This is a genomic window from Rhizobium sp. 18055 (assembly GCF_902706285.1).
Lineage (GTDB): Bacteria > Pseudomonadota > Alphaproteobacteria > Rhizobiales > Rhizobiaceae > Rhizobium.
On sequence record NZ_CACSKD010000004.1, the window covers coordinates 103,884 to 126,203 of the forward strand.

Genomic DNA, 22,320 nt, shown 5'->3' on the forward strand with positions numbered 1-22,320 from the left:
CACAATGGCGGTGACAGGCATCCCGATCTCAGGCGTCGAATTCCTGAGCCGGGTGGCCGAACGCAGCCGCCCTCTCCCGGACATCGTCTCGCTCCACAAGAAGCCGTGCATCCCTTCCTTGCATCCCTTCCCGTCTCTACTGCAGTTACAGACGCGCAATGCATGCGGTGCTCCCGCAGCTTCTGAACGCTTGCCCAGAGGTGGCCAGACGTGTTCTGTTGGCTGTGGCCTGGAACAAAGCTCACAGCCAGCCGAGCGTGAGACGGGCGGAAAGGAACGCCATGCGCCTCCAGCGCAAAACGGTTTTCATCGCGGCCATCCTCCGCTTGCTGGGCTTGCTCGCGCCGTTGGTCGTCGCCGGCGCGCAGAACGCCTTGGCGGGCCAGACGGCGGATATCCCGGCGGCACAGACGCTTGGGGGGAATGTCATCGTTCTCTCCCCCACCATGACATTGGGCCAGATCCAGTCCACCGTCGATGCGATCGCCGCAAAGCAGATCGCCAACCAGTTCGGTTCCGAACGCTATTCCCTGCTTTTCCAGCCCGGCACTTACGGCACGGCAGCATCACCGCTGGTCTTTCAGGTCGGCTACTACACGCAGGTCGCGGGCCTCGGCAAAGAGCCGGGAGACGTCGTCATCAACGGCTCGGTCAATGTCTACAATCAATGCGATGCCGCGCAGAACTGTCTGGCCCTCAACAACTTCTGGCGTTCGTTGTCGAACCTGACCATCAAGGTCGCCGGTGGCGCGAATTGTCACGCCAACACCGAGTTCTGGGCGGTGTCGCAGGCCGCACCGATGCGAAGGGTCGCGGTGGAGGGGAAATTCTCGTTGATGGACTACTGCAGCAAGCCCGCTTACGCCAGCGGCGGGTTCATTGCGGACAGCAAATTCACCGGCGGCCCCGTGGTGAACGGGTCACAGCAACAGTTCCTCGTGCGCAACAGTCATCTCGACGGGTGGAGCAACGGGGTATGGAACCAGGTGTTCTCCGGCACCGTTGGAGCGCCAGGCCAGAGTTTCGGCGCGGCCGGCGCAAATCCGTACACCACCCTCGACACCACGGCGGTGAGCGCAGACGCCCCCTATCTCTATACCGACGCCGCTGGCGCCTACCGGGTGATGGTGCCTTCGCTGCACCGTGATTCGATCGGGCCTTCCTGGGGCGGTGGATTAACGGCCGGCACCTCAACGCCCATTGCGGACTTCCTTGTCGCCGACCCGAAGACCCCCGTCTCCGCGATCAACCGCGCGCTGGCGCTGGACAAGGATCTGATCCTGACGCCGGGCGTCTATCCGCTGGCGGCCCCGATCGTCGTTAGCCGCCCAGGAACGATCATCCTGGGGATGGGGTTCGCAACGTTGAGCCCGCAGACGGGCGACGCGGCGATGGTCGTGCTCGACGTGCCTGGAACCAAGCTGTCGGGGGTCATGTTCGATGCAGGCCCGAAGACTTCGCCAGCGTTGCTCCAGGTCGGAACCCGGACCGATGTCCTGCGCAACGGCGCAGCGAACCCGACGCAGATCCAGGACGTCTTCTTCCGCATCGGCGGCGCAAGTGCGGGCAAAAGCACCACCAGCCTGATCGTCAACAGCTCCAATGTTGTCCTCGACAACATCTGGGCCTGGCGCGCCGATCACGGCACCGGCGTGGGCTGGACCGCCAACACCGCTGATCACGGTGTGATCGTCAACGGCGACGACGTCTCGGCTTACGGGTTGTTCGTCGAACACTACCAGAAGACTGCGGTGGTCTGGAACGGCCAAGGTGGTAGCACTGTACTTTTCCAAAACGAGATGCCTTACGACCCGCCGAGCCAGGCACTTTGGTCGCTCAGCGAGACGTACAAGGGCTACCCGGCTTTTGTGGTCTCGCCCAATGTAAGAACCTTCCAGGGTCACGGCATGGGTAGCTACAGCTTCTTCAACCAGGGTCTGCCCATCGAGGCGACGACCGCCTTCCATGTGCCGGAGACATCAGGTGTGCGGATGCACGGTTTGCTCACCGTCTTCCTGGATGGATCAGGCTCGATTAATTCGGTGATCAACGGGACCGGTGCGGCTGTTGCCAAACCGCAGCAGAGTGTGGCGAGCCAGGTGGTCAGCTACCCCTGACCAGCCCGATGTCAAATCCGATCGGCAGCGCGACCACTTGCCGAACCAATGTTGAAATGAATTCACTCGGCTCGATCAGTTCGTGGGCGGACGGCACCAGGTCCCTTTGCCGCAGTCGCATTGGCAAAATCACGCGCCGATGGGATGCGACGCCTGAACGTCGTCAAGGACCCCGGGCGGCAGGCGAGGCTCCCGCCCGGAGGATCGCTTACTGCCAGCTGCCGTTCGGCAGTCGGCCATGATACGGCGTATCACGGCAATGGCCCCATGGACCAAGCCAGTAGCCCGGAGGGCACGGGTTGGATTCGACCGGTGGGTAGTATGCCGGTGGATAATAGGGCGCGCCGTAGCCTGGACCGGCGAAGTTCGCGCCAAGTGCCGCACCCGATGCAAGTCCAAGCCCGTACCAGCCCGCATTGTTCCAGCCGCGCCAATGGTCGATGAACACCGCGGCGGGCCCTGTCGTTCCGGCCAGGCTGCCTTCAAGGACTGAAACGTCGAATGTCAGTGTCGTCCCGTCGAGTTTGGGGGACTTGAGCGTCACCACGGCATCACTGACGTCGGAACCACCGCCCAGAACGGAAACCGTCGCATTGGGTGGATCCTTGTCGAAACTATCGGCGCCTTCACCCCACTGCTTGACGATCTCGTCTGTCGTAATGTGGCCGGCCGCGCGAACCGGACGGTCGGCGAAAATAATCGCGTTCTTGGAAACCCCGGATAGAATGAGCTTGTCGCCTTCCAGTTTCGCGGCTTCGGCGTTCAGCACCAGCAATGATGCAACCGGAGCCTGCTGGCTGACCTGGCCGATGGTCTTTTCAAGCGGAACGTGCGGTTTCTTGGCTGCCTCCTGCGCAAGAACGGTCCCGGCGAGAAGCGTCAGGGTGCCTGCGAGCACAAGGCCGCGTGCATATATGCGTGTCATTGGCGTCTTCCTTGTTGATCAGCTATGTTTGTTGAGCCGACGATCGTCATTCAGCCACACCCTGTTGGGCGGCGTAGTCGATGCCAGCCTGCAATTCGTTCTGCATGCACATGCTGTTGCCGATACGCCCGGGCTGTTGGCAGCAGGATGCGTATGACCTATGAGCCGAGCCAGATAGCGTGGACATCGGCAGTCGCGTGAGGCGGACCAGCTATTGCGCGGATCAGCATCACGGCGTCACTTTCAGATGCAACTGACCGCGCAATCGAGCGCTGCCTCTATGAATACGGCCTGGATGCACTGCTTGGGCGATAATTCTGAAACGTAGATGTATCCGTTTAAGTCAGGCAACACCCCACGGATGGCGACCGATACCGTCGTGTCGCCATCCGTGAATTCCTTTGTCTGGTATTCTAGCGGAAATTGCAAATTTGATTATGGGTGCATGCGCACGTCGGACGGGCACACGGGACCGTTGAAATATCGACCGCGGCTACGCTTCAATCTGGCCATCCAGCGAAAGAACGACCGTAACCAGGGTGCCGTTGTCGCGTTCAATGGTGCGTATTTTGCCGCCGAAAGCGCGGATGCGCCGCTTCTGCATGAGCTTACCGAGGCGAATCCTCTTTTCTGCAGCCTGGTTCGCCACTTTCGGAGGAACACCGATGTCAGCGATTGCAATGACCAATCGATTTTTGCGGGTTCGATATCTCAACTGCTGCTGGTTGCCAGGTGCGTGTCTGTGGCTATTCATCAGTGCTTCCTGGACAAAGCGATAGACACAGATGTTCAGGTGTCCGCGGACGCCGTCCGCCTTGATTTCCCCGTTGACATCAACCGTGCGTCCAGTGAGATCGCCATAGCGCCGGACGGCAAGCCGGATGGTCTCGGCCACGGAAAGGTTGTCGAGCTCCGGAAGGACAAGGCCCGAAGAGATGTTTCTGATCTCATCGAGCGTAACCGTCACGAATTGCAGCAGCTTGCCTACGCTTTCGGTGGAAACGGTGACATGGTTCTCGTGGTCTTCCTCGATGGGGCTCAGGTCGCTCAAACGAAGTTTGACGAGCGTCAGAACTTGTATGGGCCCGTCGTGCAGGTCGCTGCCGATCTGGTCCAGAATCTTTTCGTTCAACTTGCCGGCTTCAAGCCGCGCACGCTCGGCTTCAAGTCGCAAGCGCTTGTTCTGGTTCGACAGACCCAGTGCATGGCGCAGGCTCGCACGCGCTTCGGAGCGCTGTTGGTCGATGATCAGGCGCCCGCTGCGCACGATCATGTAAAGGATCGTGAGCATCGGAACGGAGACCAGCAACACGATTGCAAACGTGGCACGCCATGCGCCGCTGATCTCGGCAAGGAGATAGTCCGGACGCTCGTAGAATTCGCCGACGAGGATTGTCCTGCCGGATGCATCGCGCACCAACGGCGCATACACTTCGATGTATTCCGCCGCCTGTTCCTCGCCGGAATATTTGTGCTTCTCGACCATTGTCCGCGAGACGATGATTTCTCCGTGCAACGCGCGCGTCAGCTCGGAGAAGACGTTTTCATGGTCAATTTTCTGGCCCGACGTGGAATAGAAGAGGCTGCCGTCCGGGTTCCATATCTTGATCTCGCGAACATGCTGTCCAAGCGGGCTATCGCCCAGGAGATCATCCAGCTTGGACTTCAATTCGGGCGAAAGCGCCTTTGCATCGATGTCCGCGTCTGAAATCAACGGCTCCACGAAGGTCTGCAGATAGGCAGCGCCGACGCCACCGGCACCCTTCATGATCGCTTTCTCGATGCTGTTGGTTGTCCACAGCCCGAGAACGAACATAAGCGCCAGCACGACCAGAGATGCAATGACGATGAACTGGATCTCAAGCCGGGACCGTCGGAATACGTTCGCCGCCCGCCCCCACGGACCGAACCGTCGGCGAGCATCCCCCTCCGATTGCGGAGTTCTCATATTCCTGGCTGCCATGCTCCCCCGAATCACGACGCTATCGTTTTTATATTAGTATTTACAAATGTTTTGTCTGCCAACAGCAATCTCGCGTCCCGAAGACGATCCCTCCCGAAAGCTTGCAACAGCTGTTGTGCACCCGGCTACCGTAGCGACCAAAGTCTGATGGACTCTACCAACTTTCGGTCAGGATAGTCTGCACCAACGTCCCAAAGATCACACGACCTTGTTCTCTGTGTATCCCTCCACCCCAAATATATAAATGTCCGGATACGAATTATTCTTACGGCAGATAAGTATTTATCGCGCCGCAACATCACTTTTGCTTCGGAGGGAGAAGGCAATGGCCGCGTTTACATTGAACCTGCAGGACATGATTTTTATTCTTCGTCAGATCAAGGTCTCCGAAGCACACGCAACGGGCACGGCACTGACAGAGATCTACGTTGATGCCGACGGCAATGTGGTGGCCGCGAATTCGCCCGGCGCCCTCCTGGCAATTCCTGACCCTCATGTTCCCGTCGGTCTGCGGACGGTTGATGGAACCTACAACAATATTGTTCCGGGCCGGGAAACCTGGGGTGCCGCCGACCAGCCGATGCCGAGATTGCTCGACGGCAGCTTCGTCAATGACGCGGACGGAGACACTTTCGACCCCGATGGCCCTGGCCCTGCGAGCGTCACCAACACAGATTACGGTATCGCCGGAAACGTTGCCGACGCGGACCCGCGATTGATTTCCAACCTTGTCGTCGACATGAGCATGAACAATCCGGCTGCGGTTCTTGCGGCTCTGACATTCGCCGGCTCTGAGGACCCACAAGGCGATCTCGAACGACTGATGGCCGGGCGCGTGACTGAGCTGCAGGCAGCAGCGGCGCTTGTCGCGGCACAAGCTGCCGTTCTGTTGGCCGAAAGCGCGCTGGACGACGCTGTCACGGCTTACACCCAGGCGCCCAGTTCGGTGACCATCGACGCGATACAGGATGCGGCTGCGGCGCTGAGCGCCGCTGAAGCAACGCTTGCCCATGCGGAACTGGTGGATGCTGATCCCGCCGCAGCGTTTATCGCGCTTGCGCAGGAACTTGGCTTGACCTTGAACGAACAAGGTTCGCTGGTCATTCCCAACATCTCGCCGGATGAAGGCCTGTCGAAGCCATTCAATGCCTGGATGACGTTCTTCGGCCAGTTCTTCGACCACGGCCTCGACCTGATCACCAAGGGCAATAACGGCACCGTCTACATTCCGCTCCAGGCGGACGACCCGCTTTACGACAAGGGTCTCGACGGTATTGCCGGCACTTCGGACGACGGCCATACGAATTTCATGGTATTGACGCGTGCGACGCCAGATCCGGACACCGGTTCGCAAACCAATACGACGACAGCGTTCGTCGACCAGAACCAGACCTACACATCGCATCCGTCCCATCAGGTTTTTCTGCGCGAATACAAATTCTCGCAGGACACCAATGATGCCGACAGCATTCCCGACGCACGCCCGGTTGCCACGGGAAAACTGCTCGATGGTTCGGATAACGGCCTGCCCACTTGGAAGGATATCAAGCTTCAGGCGCGCGAGTTCCTCGGGATCGAACTGACGGACCGCGACGTCGTCAATCTGCCGCTCCTGCGGACCGATCTCTACGGCGAGTTCATTCGTGGTCCGAACGGACTGCCGTTGCTGGTGCTTGGTGTTGGCGCCGACGGCGTTCCCAACACGGCCGACGACATTGTCGTGGAAGGCAACCTCGCCAACCCGGTTAACACCTTTACGGCGACGAACGGTACACTGATCGGTGCCGTGCGCACCGGGCACGCCTTCCTTGACGATATCGCTCACAACGCCGTACCGACCGGCGTCTATGATCCTGACGGCCCTGGCGGCCCGCTGCTCGATACGCCTATTGCTGCAGACAGCGACGATGTCGCCGGCAACGCGATTGCCATGGACTATCGCGGCCGCAAGGTTGCCTATGACGACGAACTTCTCGATGCCCACTTCATCACCGGCGATGGCCGTGGCAACGAGAATATCGGCCTTACGGCCGTCCACCATATCTTCCACTCCGAACACAATCGCCAGGTCGATACGCAGAGACTGACCATCCTGCAGAGCGGCGATATCGACTTCATCAACGAATGGCTCGTCGGCGACATCACTGCGCTCGATCCGGCCTTCGCGTCGATGAATGCGGTGCAAAGACTGGCCTACTCGGAAACGCTCGACTGGGACGGCGAGCGCCTGTTTCAGGCTGGCCGCTTCGCGACCGAAATGCAGTACCAGCACCTTGTCTTCGAAGAGTTCGCGCGCAAGGTACAGCCGGCGATCGACCCCTTCGTCTTCAACAACATCACCGATATCAATCCTTCGATCTTTTCGGAGTTCGCCAACACCGTCTACCGCTTCGGGCATTCGATGCTGACGGAGAGCATGCCGAGAATTCACCTCAACGCGAACGGCAGCATAACGGCGGACGATATGGGTCTTATCACCGCATTCCTGAACCCGCTTGCGTTCAACAGCGATGGTACCGCCTTCATCACGGCAGACCAGGCAGCGGGCGCCATCGTTCGCGGCATGACGATCGAGCGCGGCAACGAGATCGACGAATTCATAACAGGTGCCCTGCGCAACAATCTCCTTGGCCTGCCGCTCGATCTTGCATCCATCAACATTGCGCGTGGCCGCGATACCGGCATCCCCTCCTTGAATGACGCACGCACCCAGCTTTTCGGGGCGACGGGTTCAAGCTTCCTGACGCCTTATGACAGCTGGACCGACTTCGCTGCCAATCTGAAGAATCCGATCTCGGTTGTGAATTTCATCGCCGCATATGGCACGCACAGTTCGGTCACGGCACAGACGACCGTCGCCGGCAAGCGCGACGCCGCTTGGGCGCTGGTGTTCGGTGAAGCCTCGGGATCGGTTAGCGCAGTCCCCAGTGATCGGTTCAACTTCCTGAACAGCACTGGCACCTGGAGTGCGGCCAACAGCGGCCTGAATACGATCGATCTCTGGATCGGCGGCCTTGCCGAAAAGCAGATGGAATTCGGCGGTTTCCTGGGCTCCACCTTCAACGCGATCTTTGAAGCACAGCTCGAAGCGCTGCAGGACGGCGACCGGCTTTATTATCTGACCCGCACCCAGGGCCAGAATTTCCTCCACATGCTGGAGCAGAACTCGTTCGCCAAGTTGATCATGGCGAACACCGACATAGCCCAGCCTGGGCCAGACGGCGTTCGCGGCACTGCCGACGACGTGATCAGCCGCCACATCGGCGTGGACGCCTTCGCGGCCTATGACTTCATCCTGGAAGTGAACGCCGCCAATCAGGTGGACTACAATGGAGCGGCAGACGGCGTCGATCCCGTCGGCACGGACGCTGCGCTCGAGGCCATGGGGCTCGGCAAGCTGGTTCGCAACGACCCCGGCACAGCTGGCCTTGATGCGAATTATCTGCGCTTCACCGGCGGCGAACATGCCCTTGTCGGCGGCACCACCGGCAATGACACGATCATCACCGACTTCGGTGATGACGGCATCTGGGGCGATGACGGCAATGACCGCATCGAATCGGGGGCCGGCGTCGATCTCGTCAACGGCGGCGGCGGCGACGACATCATCACCGACAGCGGTGACACCGGCGACTTCATCAAGGGCGATGAGGGCAATGACGTCATCGCCAATTCCAACGGCATCGATATTCTGATGGGCGGCACCGGCAAGGACGTGATCTTCGTCGGCGTCGATGACACAGAGGTCTTTGGTGGCGAGGGAGACGATTTCATCGCCGGTGGCGATGGCGTCGATCTTCTGATGGGCAATGAAGGCGACGACTGGATCGAGGCCGGCGGCGGCTTCGACACGACGGCCGGCGACAATTCCGAGCTGTTCTTCAATTCGACGATCGTCGGCCATGACGTGATGTTCTCCGGAAATGAAGAGCATGATTTCGATGCCGAATCCGGCGACGACATCATGGTGCAGGGCGAAAGCGTCATGCGCAATGAAGGCATGTTCGGTTTCGACTGGGCAATCTTCAAGGGCATGGCTCTGAACGGCTATGCCGACATGAACATCCCGATCTTCACCACCGAACAGGCTGACATCCTGCGCAATCGTTTCGACAAGGTCGAAGCGCTGTCGGGCTGGGACCATGACGATACGCTGATCGGCGACAGCCGGCTCTTCGGCGACATCGCGGCCGGAGCAACGATAGGCACGACCGAAGGCGTGTTCTTCAACGACGGCCTGGATCAGGCGGGTATCAATCGCATCCAGAATCTGGCTCAGATCGTTCAGGTCGGCGCCACCGGCTACTTCGAAAGCGGCAACATCCTGCTGGGTGGTGCGGGCAGTGACAACCTTCGCGGCAATGGCGGGGATGATATTCTCGATGGCGACCGATGGCTGAACGTTCGGATCGGGATTCATCAGAATGCCGACGGCAGCGGTCCCGAAATCGCCACTGTCGATAGCATGCGACATGTGTTCCCGGACAACTTCGCGATCACGGCGTGGCAGGGCAAGTCCCTGTTCGAGCTTCTCGTCGACAGAACCGTCGTGCCGACCCAAATGCAGATCGTCCGCGAGATCGTGACGGATGGCGCGAGCGCTGCCGACGAGGACGTTGCCTACTACAACGACGTCTTCGCCAACTACACGATTACCCGCAGCGGCACCGGCCAGGCAATGGTCACGACGATTTCGCACGTGACCGTGTCAAACATTGTCGATCCGCTGACCGGCGGCAATCTGGTTTCCGATGGCATCGATACGTTGCGCAACGTCGAGTGGGCGCAGTTTTCTGATGGCACGCGGGTCCGGTTGACCAATTCGCCGGCGACAGGCGCGCCAACGATCACCGGAACCGATGACGATCTGACTGTTAACACGGCCGGAATCCAGGACGAAAACGGCAAGCCGACCAATGGCTTCAGCTATCAGTGGCAAAGTTCGGCGGCACCGGGCACCGGGCCGTGGGCGAACGTGGTGGGCGCAACAGCTGCAACGATCAACAACGTTGCAGCCGGCACATTCTATCGGGTCATGGTCAGCTATACCGACAATAGCGGCTTCCCCGAAAGCGTCGTGTCCGAGATGACGGCTCGTGTCGGCACAAATGGCAATGACGGCACACTTGCCGTGCCATTCTCCGGCAGTGGCGCTCCCAACCTGCTCAATGGCCGCAACGGCAACGACGTGCTGGATGGTCTCGGCGGTAACGATGTCATCAATGGCGGCGGCGGGATCGATACGGTCAGCTATGCGACCGCAACCGGATCAGTCACTGTCAACCTGGCAACAGGCGCTGCAAGCGGCGCCGGCGGCAACGACACGATTGCCACGGTGGAAAACGTCGTCGGCAGCAGCTTCGACGACACGATTACCGGCAACGCAAACGACAACGTGCTGTCGGGTGGCAACGGCAATGATACCTATCGCTTCGGATCGTCTGCCGGCGACGACGACAGGATCAACGAGACGGCCGGCTCTGCCGATCGCATGACGATCGCCACCGCAGGTCTCGCTCTGGCCTCACTGGCGGTGTCCGACAGCGATACGGGGACGCAGAACGGAGACCTGGTGGTTTCCTTCGACGGCCAGCAGGTCACGGCAGTCGATCATTTCGACAACACCAACGAAGGCATCGAACTCATCAATTTCGACGGTGGTTCCTTCGCCGGCTATCAGCTGGGTACTGGCGACTACACCATCAGCACTGCTGATCCCGCCAATACAGGCAATCCGCTTGCAAGGACGGTGTCCGTCGCGAGTGGCGACAATCTGATGGCGGGCGAAAGCGGTGCCGACAGAATGACCGGCGGTAGCGGCCGTGACCTGCTGTTCGGCAATGCCGGCAACGACATCCTCGCCGGTGGGGCCGGCGAAGACCTGATCGTTGGCGGCGACGGCAACGACACGATCGACGGGGGAGCAGGAAACGATACGATCGTCTATGACATCGACGAAGGCGACGGCGGCAGCGATGTGATCACCGGTGGTGCGGACACCGACACACTCGCGATCATCGATGGTGGGAGTACCGACGCTGAGACCTTGAGCGTCGTCTATAACGGTACGTCGATCACCCAGATTGAAGGCGGCGGCTCGATCGCCGGCATTGAAAGGATAACGGCCAATCTGGGCGCTGGGACGGATACGCTCGCTTACACGACAACGGCCGCCGTCAACGTCGATCTCTCTGTCGGCACGGCGAGCGGGTTCACGTCGATCTCCGGCATCGAGAACGTCACTGGCGGAAGCGGCAACGACGTCTTCACGGGGAATGTCGGCAACAACGCCTTCACGGGTGGTGTTGGCACTGACCGCGCCGTGTTCACCGGTTCGGCTTCCGAGCACAGCTTTGCGCTTGCCGGGGCAAACCTGGTGGTCTCCGGCGCAGGCGGCTCGGATACGCTTTCCGGCATTGAACAGCTGCAGTTCGGCGCAACGGTCTACTCAACCGCCACCGGCAACCTCGTACAGGGCACCGATGCAAGCAACGCTGGCATCACCGGTGGCGCCAATGCCGAACTTATCCTCGGCTTCGACGGCAATGACACGATCAACGGCAACGCCGGGAATGACATCATTCACGGTGGCGAGGGGACGGACACGATCAATGCCGGTGACGGCGACGATCTGATCGTCTGGAACGTCGGCGAGGGTCGCGACATCGTCAGCGGTGGGGCAAACACGGCAGTCGGCGATACCATGGTGATCAACGGCAACGCCGCTGGCGAGACGTTCAGCGTCCTGACCCGGGCGGCCTGGGATGCAATAAACGGCAACAATGGCGCGCTGCTTGCCGCCGCGACGCAGATCGTCATTACCCGCAACGGGGTCAATTTCAATTCGATCGTCGCAGAACTTTCCGGCATCGAGGAAATTGTCATCAATACGGGTGCCGGCAACGATACGGTCACAACGATCGGCGACTTTTCGCCGACGGGTCTCGCCGTCAATACGATCACGGTAAACGGCGACGAAGGCGACGATACGGTCGATATTTCCGGGCTGCAGTCGGCCCATCGCATTCTGTTCCGCTCCAACGGCGGCCACGATACGATCGTCGGCAACCTGCGGCCACAGGATGTGGTGGAACTGGCGCCCGGGAGCGACGTCTCCGCGTACGCCATGAGCACCAATGCCAACGGTACGAAGACGTTCTCGAACGGCACGCACTCGGTCACGTTCACCGGTGCAGTTCCTCCACAGTTCCAGAACGCCCCAACCACGCCGGGCAACGACAACGGCGTTACTGGCAACTTCGCATTCACGGCTGCCGACATGGCTGGTCTCAAGAACCTGATAAACGGTCTGCCGACCTTTCCGGGCGACGACGACACCGAAGGTTTCGGCGGCGTACGAGCCTTGTCGGGACACGGCAACAATGAAGGCAACCCTGATTTGGGTGCGGCCGATACGCCCTTCATCCGCATCACCAACGCGCACTTTGGCGAATTCGATCCTGCAACTGGAAACAACGCCATCAATCCGATCTTCGATGGCCTGGATCCGCGTAACATCAGCAATATTCTCGGCGCCCAGGAAGCCGATCTGCCGAAGAATGCCAGCAATGCGAACATCTTCTTCATGGCATTCGGCCAGTACTTCGACCACGGCCTCGACTTCCTGCCGAAGGGCGGCAACGGCACGGTGCAGATAGGCGCTCCGGGCAACGGCTTCCCAGGCTCCGGCAACCCTGCCGACCTGACCCGCGGTACCGTCTACGCGATCGACGAGAACGGCGTTACACAGCATATCAACAAGACATCGCCCTTCGTCGATCAGAACCAGGCCTACGGTTCACATGAGCTGGTTGGTCAGTTCCTGCGCGAAAGCGATGGCAACCAGGGTGTTGGTTCGCATCTGCTGCAGGGTGCGGCCGATCCATCCAATCCCGAATTCCGTCTCTTGCCGACGCTGCGTGAACTGATCCAGCACCATTGGCAGGCAAACACGATCTTCCATGATCCGGCTCTGCCTGGCGGTCAGATCAGCTTCCGCGACTACTACAGCAATTATCCGATCTCCGAGACGGCCACCGGCAGCCTCTTCGACGAGGTGACTGGCGCCTTCGATCCTGATGTCCTGAAGGGAGCAGCAGCGAATTTCATGGGCAGCGGCCATGCACTGTTGCTGGATACCAACCCGTTCGTCAGCCTGCTCGACCACTATGTCGTCGGCGACGGGCGCGGCAACGAAAACTTCGCTTTGACCGCGATGCACACCATCTGGGCCCGCAACCACAATTATCATGTGGATCTGCTGGAGCAGTCCGGCTTCCAGGGTACAGCAGAAGAGCTGTTCCAGGCGGCGAAGATTGTCAACGAGGCCGAATATCAGCGCGTCGTGTTCACCGAATTTGCCGACATGCTGATCGGTGGTATTCGCGGCGACGGCGCTCACGGTTTCGAGGAATACAATCCCGATGCCTCTGCCTCGATCTCGCACGAGTTCGCCGCTGCCGTTTATCGGGTTGGCCACTCGTTGATCGGCCAGACGATGACGGTGCTGGGACCTGACGGGCAGCCAAAGCAGGTCGGGCTGTTCGACGCCTTCCTCAATCCAAGCAACGACCCGGATGTATTCGCGGCCCCGTTGCCTCCGGGATATGTGCCGCAGCCTGGTTACGAGCAGCTGGGGGTCAATTCGATCCTCGGGGGCATCGTTACCCAGCAGGCGGAAGACGTGGACTTCAACATTGTTGACGCTGTCCGCAACGATCTGGTGCGCATCAATGCGGACCTGTTCTCCTTCAACGTTGCCCGTGCCTGGGATGTCGGGCTCGGTACGCTTAATCAGGTCCGCATGGATCTTGCCGCATCGCAGGACCCCTATGTCAGAGAAGCCGTCGGATTTGCCGGTGATCTGGCTGCATATGCATCCTGGGAGGACTTCCAGGCCCGTAACCATCTGTCGGACACTGTCATCAATCAGTTCCGCCAGGCCTATCCCGATCTGGTCCTTCAGCCGGGCGATATCGCCAGTTTCAAGGCGATCAATCCCGGTATCGAAGTTGCCATCCAACCTGATGGTACGGGCATCGTGAAGGGTATCGACCGTGTCGATCTCTGGGTCGGTGGTCTGGCGGAGCAGCACATCAACGACGGCATGGTGGGGCAGACCTTCTGGGTCGTTCTGCACGAGCAGTTCGATCGCCTGCAGGAGGCGGACCGGTTCTACTACCTCAACCGCGTCGACAATTTCGACTTCTACGAAGAGTTCGTCGATGGCCAGGGCTTCGCGGACATCGTTGCCCGCAACACCGGCCTGACGAACCTGTCGGAGCACATCTTCGAGACCGAACCATTGGACGATGAGGATGATGGTGAAAACCAAGGTGGCGACGATGAGGACGAAGACGATGGCCCGATCGGACCGGTGGATGACGACGACGACGACCAACCGTCTGGCGGTGATGGCGACGATGAAGATGACGACGAAGATGGTGAGGATGACGACGGCCCGTCTGACGGCGGCAATGGTGACGAGGATGACGACGATCTGCCGTCTGGCGGTGGCGGTGACGGTGACGACGAGGATGACGATCTTCCGTCAGGTGGTGGCGACGAGAACGACGACGAAGAGCTGCCGTCAGATGGTGATGATGATGACGACGATGACGTTCCCGATGATGGCGCCGTTCCGCTGCCGGTTGCTGCGCGCACGTTGATCGGGACGGTTGCTGCAGATGTGCTGGTCGGGGCTGCTGCAGGTGACACGATCCTGGCGGGGGCTGGTGGCGACATCCTCGTCGGGGATGGCGGCAGCGACATCCTGCGCGGCGAGGACGGTGATGATGTCGTGACGGCCGGTGACGGCGACGACAGTGTCAGCGGCGGCAATGGCGACGACGAGTTGCACGGAGGCAGTGGCGACGACATGCTGTTCGGCAATGCCGGCAAGGATGCGATCCACGGTGAAGCCGGTCACGACTTCATCGAGGGTGGAGCTGGCGATGACCAGGTCTGGGCGGGAGCCGGCAACGATACGGTGATCGCCTCGTCCGCCGACGGCGACGACCAGTATTGGGGTGGCGACGGGATCGACACGCTCGACTATTCGGTGGCAACCGGCAACCTGACGGTCGATCTCGGCAACGGCTTCATGCAGCGTGGCCAGGTGGCAGGTGGATCGACCGGGACGGACATCGTCTACGGCTTCGAGAACGTCGTGACCGGCTCTGGCCACGACACCATCACGGCGACGGCGGCGGTCAACGTCATCGACGGCGGGCTTGGTAACGACACCTTCCGCTTCCTCTCGGCCGGGGCTGCCAACGGCGATACCATCCACGGCTTCCAGCCCGGCGACAAGATCGACTTCGCTTCGATCGACGCCGACAGTGCAACCGCGGGTGTTCAGCACTTCACACTGGGAAGTTCGCTGACCGCGGCCGGGCAAATCGCGGTCACCCATGAAGTGCTCAATGGCACCGAGTTCACGGTGATCCACGGCAATGTCGATGCCAATACCGAAGCCGACTTCGTGCTGCTGCTGAAGGGCAACCTCAACCTCACGGCGAGCGACTTCAACGGCATCTCTTAACGGGGTGGCGACAGTCTTCCCGGCCGGACCTACCGGCCGGGACGTTGGTTCAAAGCACAGGGGCATGCCATGACCAAAAAGAAAATCGAGCCACAGTACAAGATGGAAGGATTGCGCGGCATCCTGGTCTATCTCTTCGGGCTTTCCGGAATTATCAATATCCTGGCGCTGACAGGCGCCTTCTACATGCTGCAGATCTACGACCGGGCACTGACCAGCGGTTCGATCTCGACGCTGGTGGCGCTCTCGGTCCTGGCGATCAGCCTTTACCTGTTCCAGGGCGTCTTCGATATCATTCGGTCGCAGATCCTGATCCGGCTCGGCGCGCGTCTCGATGCCGAATTGGCGCCGATCGCCCACAAGGTGGTGATCGAGATGCCGCGCTACGGCTACTCGACCTCCGAAGCCATGGAGCGCGGTCGCGACGTCGATACGCTGCGCGGCTTTCTTTCCAGCCAGGGACCGGTGGCGCTGTTCGATCTGCCTTGGATGCCGATCTACCTGATCTTCGTCTGGCTGCTGCATCCGATGCTGGGGATGCTGACCGTCGGTGGCGCCGTTGTGCTCACCTTGCTGACGATCACGGCGGAACTTCTGACACGGCGCCACTCCCAATCGATGCTCAAGGCGACGGTGGCCCGCAACTCCGTGGCCGATTCCAACGCCCGCAACAGCGACATCATGCATGCCATGGGCATCACCGGCCGGGCCGTCGATCGCTTCGAGAAAGCCAATCGGCGCCATCTCGACTGTCAGACGAGGACATCCGATATCGGCGGCACGCTGTCGGGTCTCTCCAAAGTGCTGCGCATGATGTTGCAATCGGCGATCCTCGGGCTCGGCGCCTATCTCGCCATCCGCGGCGACCTGTCGTCCGGCTCGATCATTGCCTCGTCGATCGTCACAGCGCGCGCGCTTGCGCCGGTCGATATGGCGATCGCCCAGTGGAAGGGCGTCGTTGGCGCCAGGCGCAGCCATCATCGCCTCACCGAGACGCTGGCGGTCCTGAACGACAAGAGCGGCCATGTCGAACTGCCGGCCCCGCACGATAGCCTGACGGTCGATGCCATCACCACAGTGGCCCCGACCAGCGGCGCGGTGCTGCTGAGCGACGTCAGCTTCACGCTGAAGGCCGGACAGGCGCTCGGGTTGATCGGCCCGTCGGGGGGCGGCAAGACGACGCTGGCACGCTCGATCCTCGGGATCTGGCCGGTGCTGCGCGGGTCTGTCAGGGTGGACGGGGCTGATCTCAACCAGTGGAATGAAGCATTTTTCAGCGAGAATGTCGGCTATCTGCCGCAGGATGTGGCGCTGATGGAGGGCACGATCGCCGACAATATCTCGCGGTTTGCCGAGACGCCGGATGCCCGCAAGATCATCCATGCCGCCAAGGCTGCAGACATCCACGAGCTGATCGTGCATCTGCGAGACGGCTACCAAACAGAACTCGGTCCTCATGGTACGGCGCTGTCGGCCGGACAGCGCCAGCGGATCGGGCTGGCGCGTGCGCTTTACGGCAATCCCTTCCTGGTGGTGCTCGACGAGCCGAACTCAAACCTTGATGCCGAAGGCGAGGAAGCGTTGAGCAAGGCGATCCTCAAGGTGCGCGAGCGCGGCGGCATCGTCGTCATCGTCGCTCACCGCCCGAGCGCCCTCGCCGCCGTCGATATGGTCGGCCTCGTCCAGAACGGCCGGCTTGCCGCCTTCGGGCCGAAGGATGACATCATCCAGCCCGCCAACGTTCGTCCGCTGGTCGTCGAGAAGACGGCTTCCGCTGCGCGGAGCGCGAAGTCGCTCGCCGCCGAATAGGCATCAGAGCAAGGAGTCCGTCATGACCGACATGAGCGACAGACTGATCCTGGGACTACCAGACGATGGCCAGGCAAGCATGGCGCCAGCCAATCGCTTTCGGCTAGCCGAGGACAGGGACGTCAACACCGGCAAAACGTTCCACAGGGGCGCCGATCGGCGGCTCTACTCGCTGCCCCTGTTGTTCGGAGCTCTTGGCCTCGTGCTTGGAAGTAGCGACCACGACGATGCCGCCCCTGCGCGACCGCGGGATGCAAATGCCGCCGCGCCGCAGGCAACAGGTGCAAGCCCCAACGTCAACCTTGCAGCGATCGAGGATGTCGCGGCCTTCTTGCACGCGATGACCGACGAGTTGATGGCAAGCACCGCCGACATTGCCCGCCGGCGCCACGTCGCTTCCGTACGCTTGAGCTTCGAGGACGCCCCCCCTTCTGCGCGCGCGCCCAATCTGGCAGATACCGTACTGCGATCCTACAATGCCAACGACAATGAGGGACGCGTCAATATCAACGGCGAGCACTTTCGCTTTCCTCCAGCCAATTCGGCACGCGCCGGGCGGCAGTCGACCGGCCAATCGGTCGGCCAATCAACCGGGCAGGCGACCGGGCAGACAACCGGGCAGTCCGGCCACGGCGGCAGCCATCCGCCCAGAAACGAGCGTGACGAGGACGCAGAAGCACGCGCCAACCGCCTGCCGGTCTCGCTTGGGCGCAATGTCCTGGCCAACGGGATGGTCAACCTGTCGACGCTGATCTTTCTCGACGACTTGCTTGCCCAGACAAGCGATCCGGATGGAGATCAGCTCCAAGTGGGCAACCTGGTGGCTTCCAGCGGCTCGATCCGTACCTATGGAGACGGCATATGGCTCTACACACCGGAGCGCGGCTTCGGCGGCACCGTTACTTTCAGCTATCAGGTCTCCGACGGCCACGGCAGCATTGTCACACGATCGGTAATGTCGCTGCTGAAGGCGCCAGCCTATGAGATCGACGGCAGCGATGCAGACGATAGGCTGCTGGGCACGCCCGGAGACGATCTCATCTCCGCCAGGGGCGGTGACGACTTCGTCTACGCGCGCGAGGGCCGCGACATCGTCTTCGCCGGCGATGGCGACGACACCATCTTCGGCGGTGATGGCGACGACCTGATCCACGGAGAGGGCGGCAACGACCGGCTGTTCGGAGGATTGGGCAATGACGTCCTCTTTGGCGGGGCCGGCAATGACGACCTCCATGGGGAGGACGGAAATGACACCCTGATGGGCGAGGCCGGCAACGACCGCCTCTACGGCGGTAGCGGCAACGATCGCCTTTTCGGCGCGGAGGGCAACGATAGCCTCCTCGGTGAAGCGGGCGACGACCTGCTCGAGGGCGGCAACGGCGACGATGATCTTGCCGGAGGTGCCGGCAAGGATGTCGCGCTTGGCGGCGAAGGCAATGACCGCTTCCGGGCTGGCCTCATCGACGTGGACATTCGGCAGGCAGCAGGGGCTGCCGCAGTGGCACCCGCCGACGGCGACGACACCTATGTCGGAGGCGATGGCAACGACACCTATGACGCCAGTGCCGCCACAAGCAGTGTGACTGTCGATCTTGCGGCCGGGACCGCGACCGGTGCCGCCATCGGGACAGACCACCTTTCGGATATCGAGAACGTCGAGGGCACGACCTTCGATGATACGCTTGGCGGCAACGAAGGGGAGAACCGCCTGGAGGGCGGAGCCGGCAATGACCGCCTGACCGGTGCCGGGGGCGACGACATGGTCCACGGCGGCGACGGCGACGATACGATCATTGCCCGGGCCGGCAGCGATGACGACAGCGGCCATGACGGCAACGATGCCTATGATGGTGGGGACGGCAGCGATACCCTCGACCTGTCGGCACTTATCAAGGCGGTGATCGCCGATATCGAAGCCGGTTATGCGGAGAGTGAGGAAATCGGCCACGATATCATCCTCGGCTTCGAGACGATCATTGGCGGTGGCGGCGACGACCGCTTCTCCGGTGGTAGCGACGCGGATATCCTTTTTGGCGGTGGCGGCGACGATCGGCTGGATGGGCGCAGCGGCGACGACCACCTCGTCGGCGGCGACGGAAACGACCGGCTCTATGGCGGCAGCGGCAACGACGTCTTCCTGGTGATCGCCCACATGGATGGCGGCACGGAAGGGGACGACCGGATTGACGGCGGAGACGGCGACGATGCCTATGATGCGTCAGCCACTATCGCCGGCGTTCTGATTGATCTCGACTTCGGCGCCGCCTCCGGCCTGGAAATCGGCAGCGACGACCTGGAAAGCATTGAGAACGCCATTGGCGGCAGCGGAAACGATGTGCTCGTCGCGTCTATCTCCGTCAATGTCTTCACCGGCAATGATGGCGACGACATCTTTGTCTTCCAATCCGTCGCCGTGGCGCAAAATGGCGGCGACGGCTGGGACGAGATCACCGACTTCCGTGTTGGCGACCGTCTCGATCTATCCGGGTTTGCCGATCAGGCGGGGACGCTGATGTTCGCAGGACTGGAGCACGACGGGGCACAGCAGATCGGACGGATAAGCTTCTTCTACGAGGCATTCGGCGATGACAGCCGAACCGTCGTGCGCACCATCATCGATCTGGACCATGACGACGACATCCAGATCCTGCTGCGTGGTCATCACGAACTGACACAACAGGACTTCATCCTCGTGTCCCTGGAAAGCGGCACGCAGAATCCGCTGAACCAGGTCTGACGATCTGCTTTGGCCCGATCAAAAAATGTTTTGGGAGACATGTGATGACAACGGCAGCAACGACAAAAGACAAGGCGAAGCAGAACGCGCAGTTCGGCATCTCGTCGCGGATCATCGTCTCGGCGGGGCTGGCCGGCGCGCTCGTCTTCGGTATTGGAGGATGGGCGGCGCAAGCCAAACTGTCAGGTGCCGTCATAACCCACGGCCAGGTGGTCGTTTCCGAGCAGGTGAAGACGATCCAGCATCGCGACGGCGGTATCGTCGCCGAGATCCGGGTCGACAACGGCGACACGGTCAGGAAAGGGGCCGTACTGCTCGTTCTCGACGACACGCAAACGCGTGTCGAGCTGTCGATCGTCCAGGCGCAATTGCAACAGCTCGTCGCCACGCACGCGCGGTTGATCGCGGAACGCGACGCTGCCGGCGGCATCGCCTTCGAAGCGCTCGCACTCGCCCCCTCCGTCATTGCCGGCGAGACCAAGCTGTTTGAGGAAAACCGGCGGATGATCGCCAACCAGAAGCAACAGCTGCGGCTGCAGATCGGCCAGCTCGACCAGCAGGTGCATGGCTTCGAGGCCCAGAGCCGATCGAACGAGAGCGAGGCGGAGATCATCGAGCAGGAGCTGGTCAAGATCGACAAGCTCCTGCAGAACAGGCTCGTGCCGATCTCGCAGAAACGCGATCTCCTGCGACAGCGCGCGCGCGTCGAGGGTAGCCGCGGTGAACTGGTGGCCAAGGTTGCCGAGGCAGCCGGCCAGATCAGCGAACTCGAGATGAAGCTGATTTCGATCGACCAGACGACCAGAAAGGAAGCACAGACCGAGATTGTCGCCATTGCTGCCAAGATTGCCGAACTGCGCGAGCGCGAGGTCGCAGCGCGCGACAGATTGACTAGGATGGAAGTCCGCGCACCCGTCGATGGCTTTGTCTATGATCTTCAGATCCACACCATCGGTGGCATCATCGCCCCCGGCGCACCGGTGATGTCGGTCGTTCCGGAAGGCGGCGATCTGACGATCGAAGTGCGGATTCCCCCGGTTGATATCGATCGCATCACGACAGGCCAAGCCGCCCGCATGCGCTTCACCGCCTTCAATCAGCGAACAACACCGGAACTGCACGGCGCAGTCGATGTTATCGCCGCGGCAACAACGCTCGATCGAACCACCGGTCAACCCTATTATCTTGCCACCCTGTCGCTCAACGATGCCCACATGCTCGAAGGCAACAAGCTCCTGCCCGGGATGCCCGTCGAGGTCTTCGTCGAGACCGCTGAACGGACGGCAATGTCCTATATCCTCAAGCCATTCACCGACCAAATGATGAAGGCGTTCCGAGAGGAATAAGCGAAAACACCGGCAACGCGGCGGTTTTAACCAAGAAGATGAATTTGTGATCCGAGCATGCCATCAACCATAAGTATTGCCTTACTAATACAGTAACAATGATTTATATTGTTAAAAAAGATACTAGGTGGGGAGTATTGGTATGGCGATTTCCGTAGCATTCATCGACGATCATCCTATACTTCTGGAAGGATTGGTTAGCCTCTATTCTAGCCGCCCGGATCTCTCCATCGTTGGGCGCGGCGAGAATGCGGTTGACGCATTGAAGCTGGTTGATGAACTCTGTCCCGACGTCATCGTCCTCGATCTGAGCATGCCGGGCGATCCGCTTGCAGCAATCGAGATCATCGCGCAACGCTACCAGCGCACACGCATTATTGTGTTCACGGCAAGCTCGAGCATCGAAACCGCCATCCAGGTATTGGGTCTGGGCGTTTCCGGTTATGTGTTGAAGGGCAGCACCGCATCCGACCTGCACGAGGCCATTAGAACCGTCCACGCAGGAAATACGTTCATCACGCCCGGCTTTGCCACCAAAGTCATTATGTCGATGAAAACAGACGCCCTGCGCCGCAAAGCACAGCCGTCGACGAGGTTGAGCGCACGCGAGGAGCAGATCGTCGCCTATCTCATGCGCGGCAGTACCAACCGCGAGATCGCCTCCTCGCTCGATATCAGCGAGAAGACCGTAAAGCACTACATGACCATCCTGATGCAAAAGCTGGATGCACGGAATCGCCTAGAGGTCGTTCTCGCAGCGCAGAAACTGGATATGAGCAAGGCCGGCAACAGCCTTGGCGCCGTGGGAAATAGTGTATTCAATTAGGGTCATATCTCCCATCTGCGCACCCACCGATCTCTTGTTTTGAGACCCTCCTCT

8 protein-coding genes are annotated in these 22,320 nt (G+C 60.7%); 6 read left to right on the plus strand and 2 right to left on the minus strand.

Features of this window, described 5'->3' with window-relative positions; translation table 11 throughout:
• Window positions 1-281: 281 nt before the first annotated feature.
• Window positions 282-2,117, plus strand: coding sequence for an adenylyl cyclase (locus tag GVL52_RS09225; protein ID WP_160006089.1), 1,836 nt, complete (start codon window positions 282-284; stop codon window positions 2,115-2,117).
• A gap of 208 nt (window positions 2,118-2,325) precedes the next feature.
• On the opposite strand, the gene GVL52_RS30370 is transcribed toward GVL52_RS09225, so the two are convergent.
• Both GVL52_RS30370 and GVL52_RS09235 read right to left on the minus strand, forming a co-directional pair.
• On the minus strand, window positions 2,326-3,042 hold the full coding sequence (locus GVL52_RS30370; protein ID WP_244619128.1) for a hypothetical protein: 717 nt from the start codon (window positions 3,040-3,042) through the stop codon (window positions 2,326-2,328).
• 493 nt (window positions 3,043-3,535) lie between these two features.
• Window positions 3,536-5,005, minus strand: coding sequence for a sensor histidine kinase (locus GVL52_RS09235; RefSeq protein ID WP_160006091.1), 1,470 nt, complete (start codon window positions 5,003-5,005; stop codon window positions 3,536-3,538).
• A 325-nt stretch (window positions 5,006-5,330) separates the two neighbouring features.
• Here GVL52_RS09235 and GVL52_RS09240 point away from each other — a divergent pair, with 325 nt between their 5' ends.
• The 5 genes from GVL52_RS09240 to GVL52_RS09260 all read left to right on the plus strand — a co-directional run bounded on the left by GVL52_RS09240 (window position 5,331) and on the right by GVL52_RS09260 (window position 22,266).
• Window positions 5,331-15,548 carry a peroxidase family protein gene (locus GVL52_RS09240; RefSeq protein ID WP_160006093.1) on the plus strand — a complete coding sequence of 3,406 codons (10,218 nt, stop codon included), beginning with the start codon at window positions 5,331-5,333 and terminating at the stop codon, window positions 15,546-15,548.
• 69 nt (window positions 15,549-15,617) lie between these two features.
• Window positions 15,618-17,357 carry a type I secretion system permease/ATPase gene (locus GVL52_RS09245; protein ID WP_160006095.1) on the plus strand — a complete coding sequence of 580 codons (1,740 nt, stop codon included), beginning with the start codon at window positions 15,618-15,620 and terminating at the stop codon, window positions 17,355-17,357.
• Between the two features lie 22 nt (window positions 17,358-17,379).
• Window positions 17,380-20,094 (plus strand): cadherin-like domain-containing protein, encoded by a 2,715-nt coding sequence (locus GVL52_RS31175; RefSeq protein ID WP_280179098.1) that lies wholly within the window; start codon window positions 17,380-17,382, stop codon window positions 20,092-20,094.
• A 44-nt stretch (window positions 20,095-20,138) separates the two neighbouring features.
• Window positions 20,139-21,440 (plus strand): HlyD family type I secretion periplasmic adaptor subunit, encoded by a 1,302-nt coding sequence (locus GVL52_RS09255; protein WP_160006097.1) that lies wholly within the window; start codon window positions 20,139-20,141, stop codon window positions 21,438-21,440.
• A gap of 142 nt (window positions 21,441-21,582) precedes the next feature.
• Entirely contained in the window at window positions 21,583-22,266 is a 684-nt protein-coding gene (locus GVL52_RS09260) for a response regulator transcription factor (protein ID WP_160006099.1), read from the plus strand.
• Window positions 22,267-22,320 lie beyond the last annotated feature (54 nt).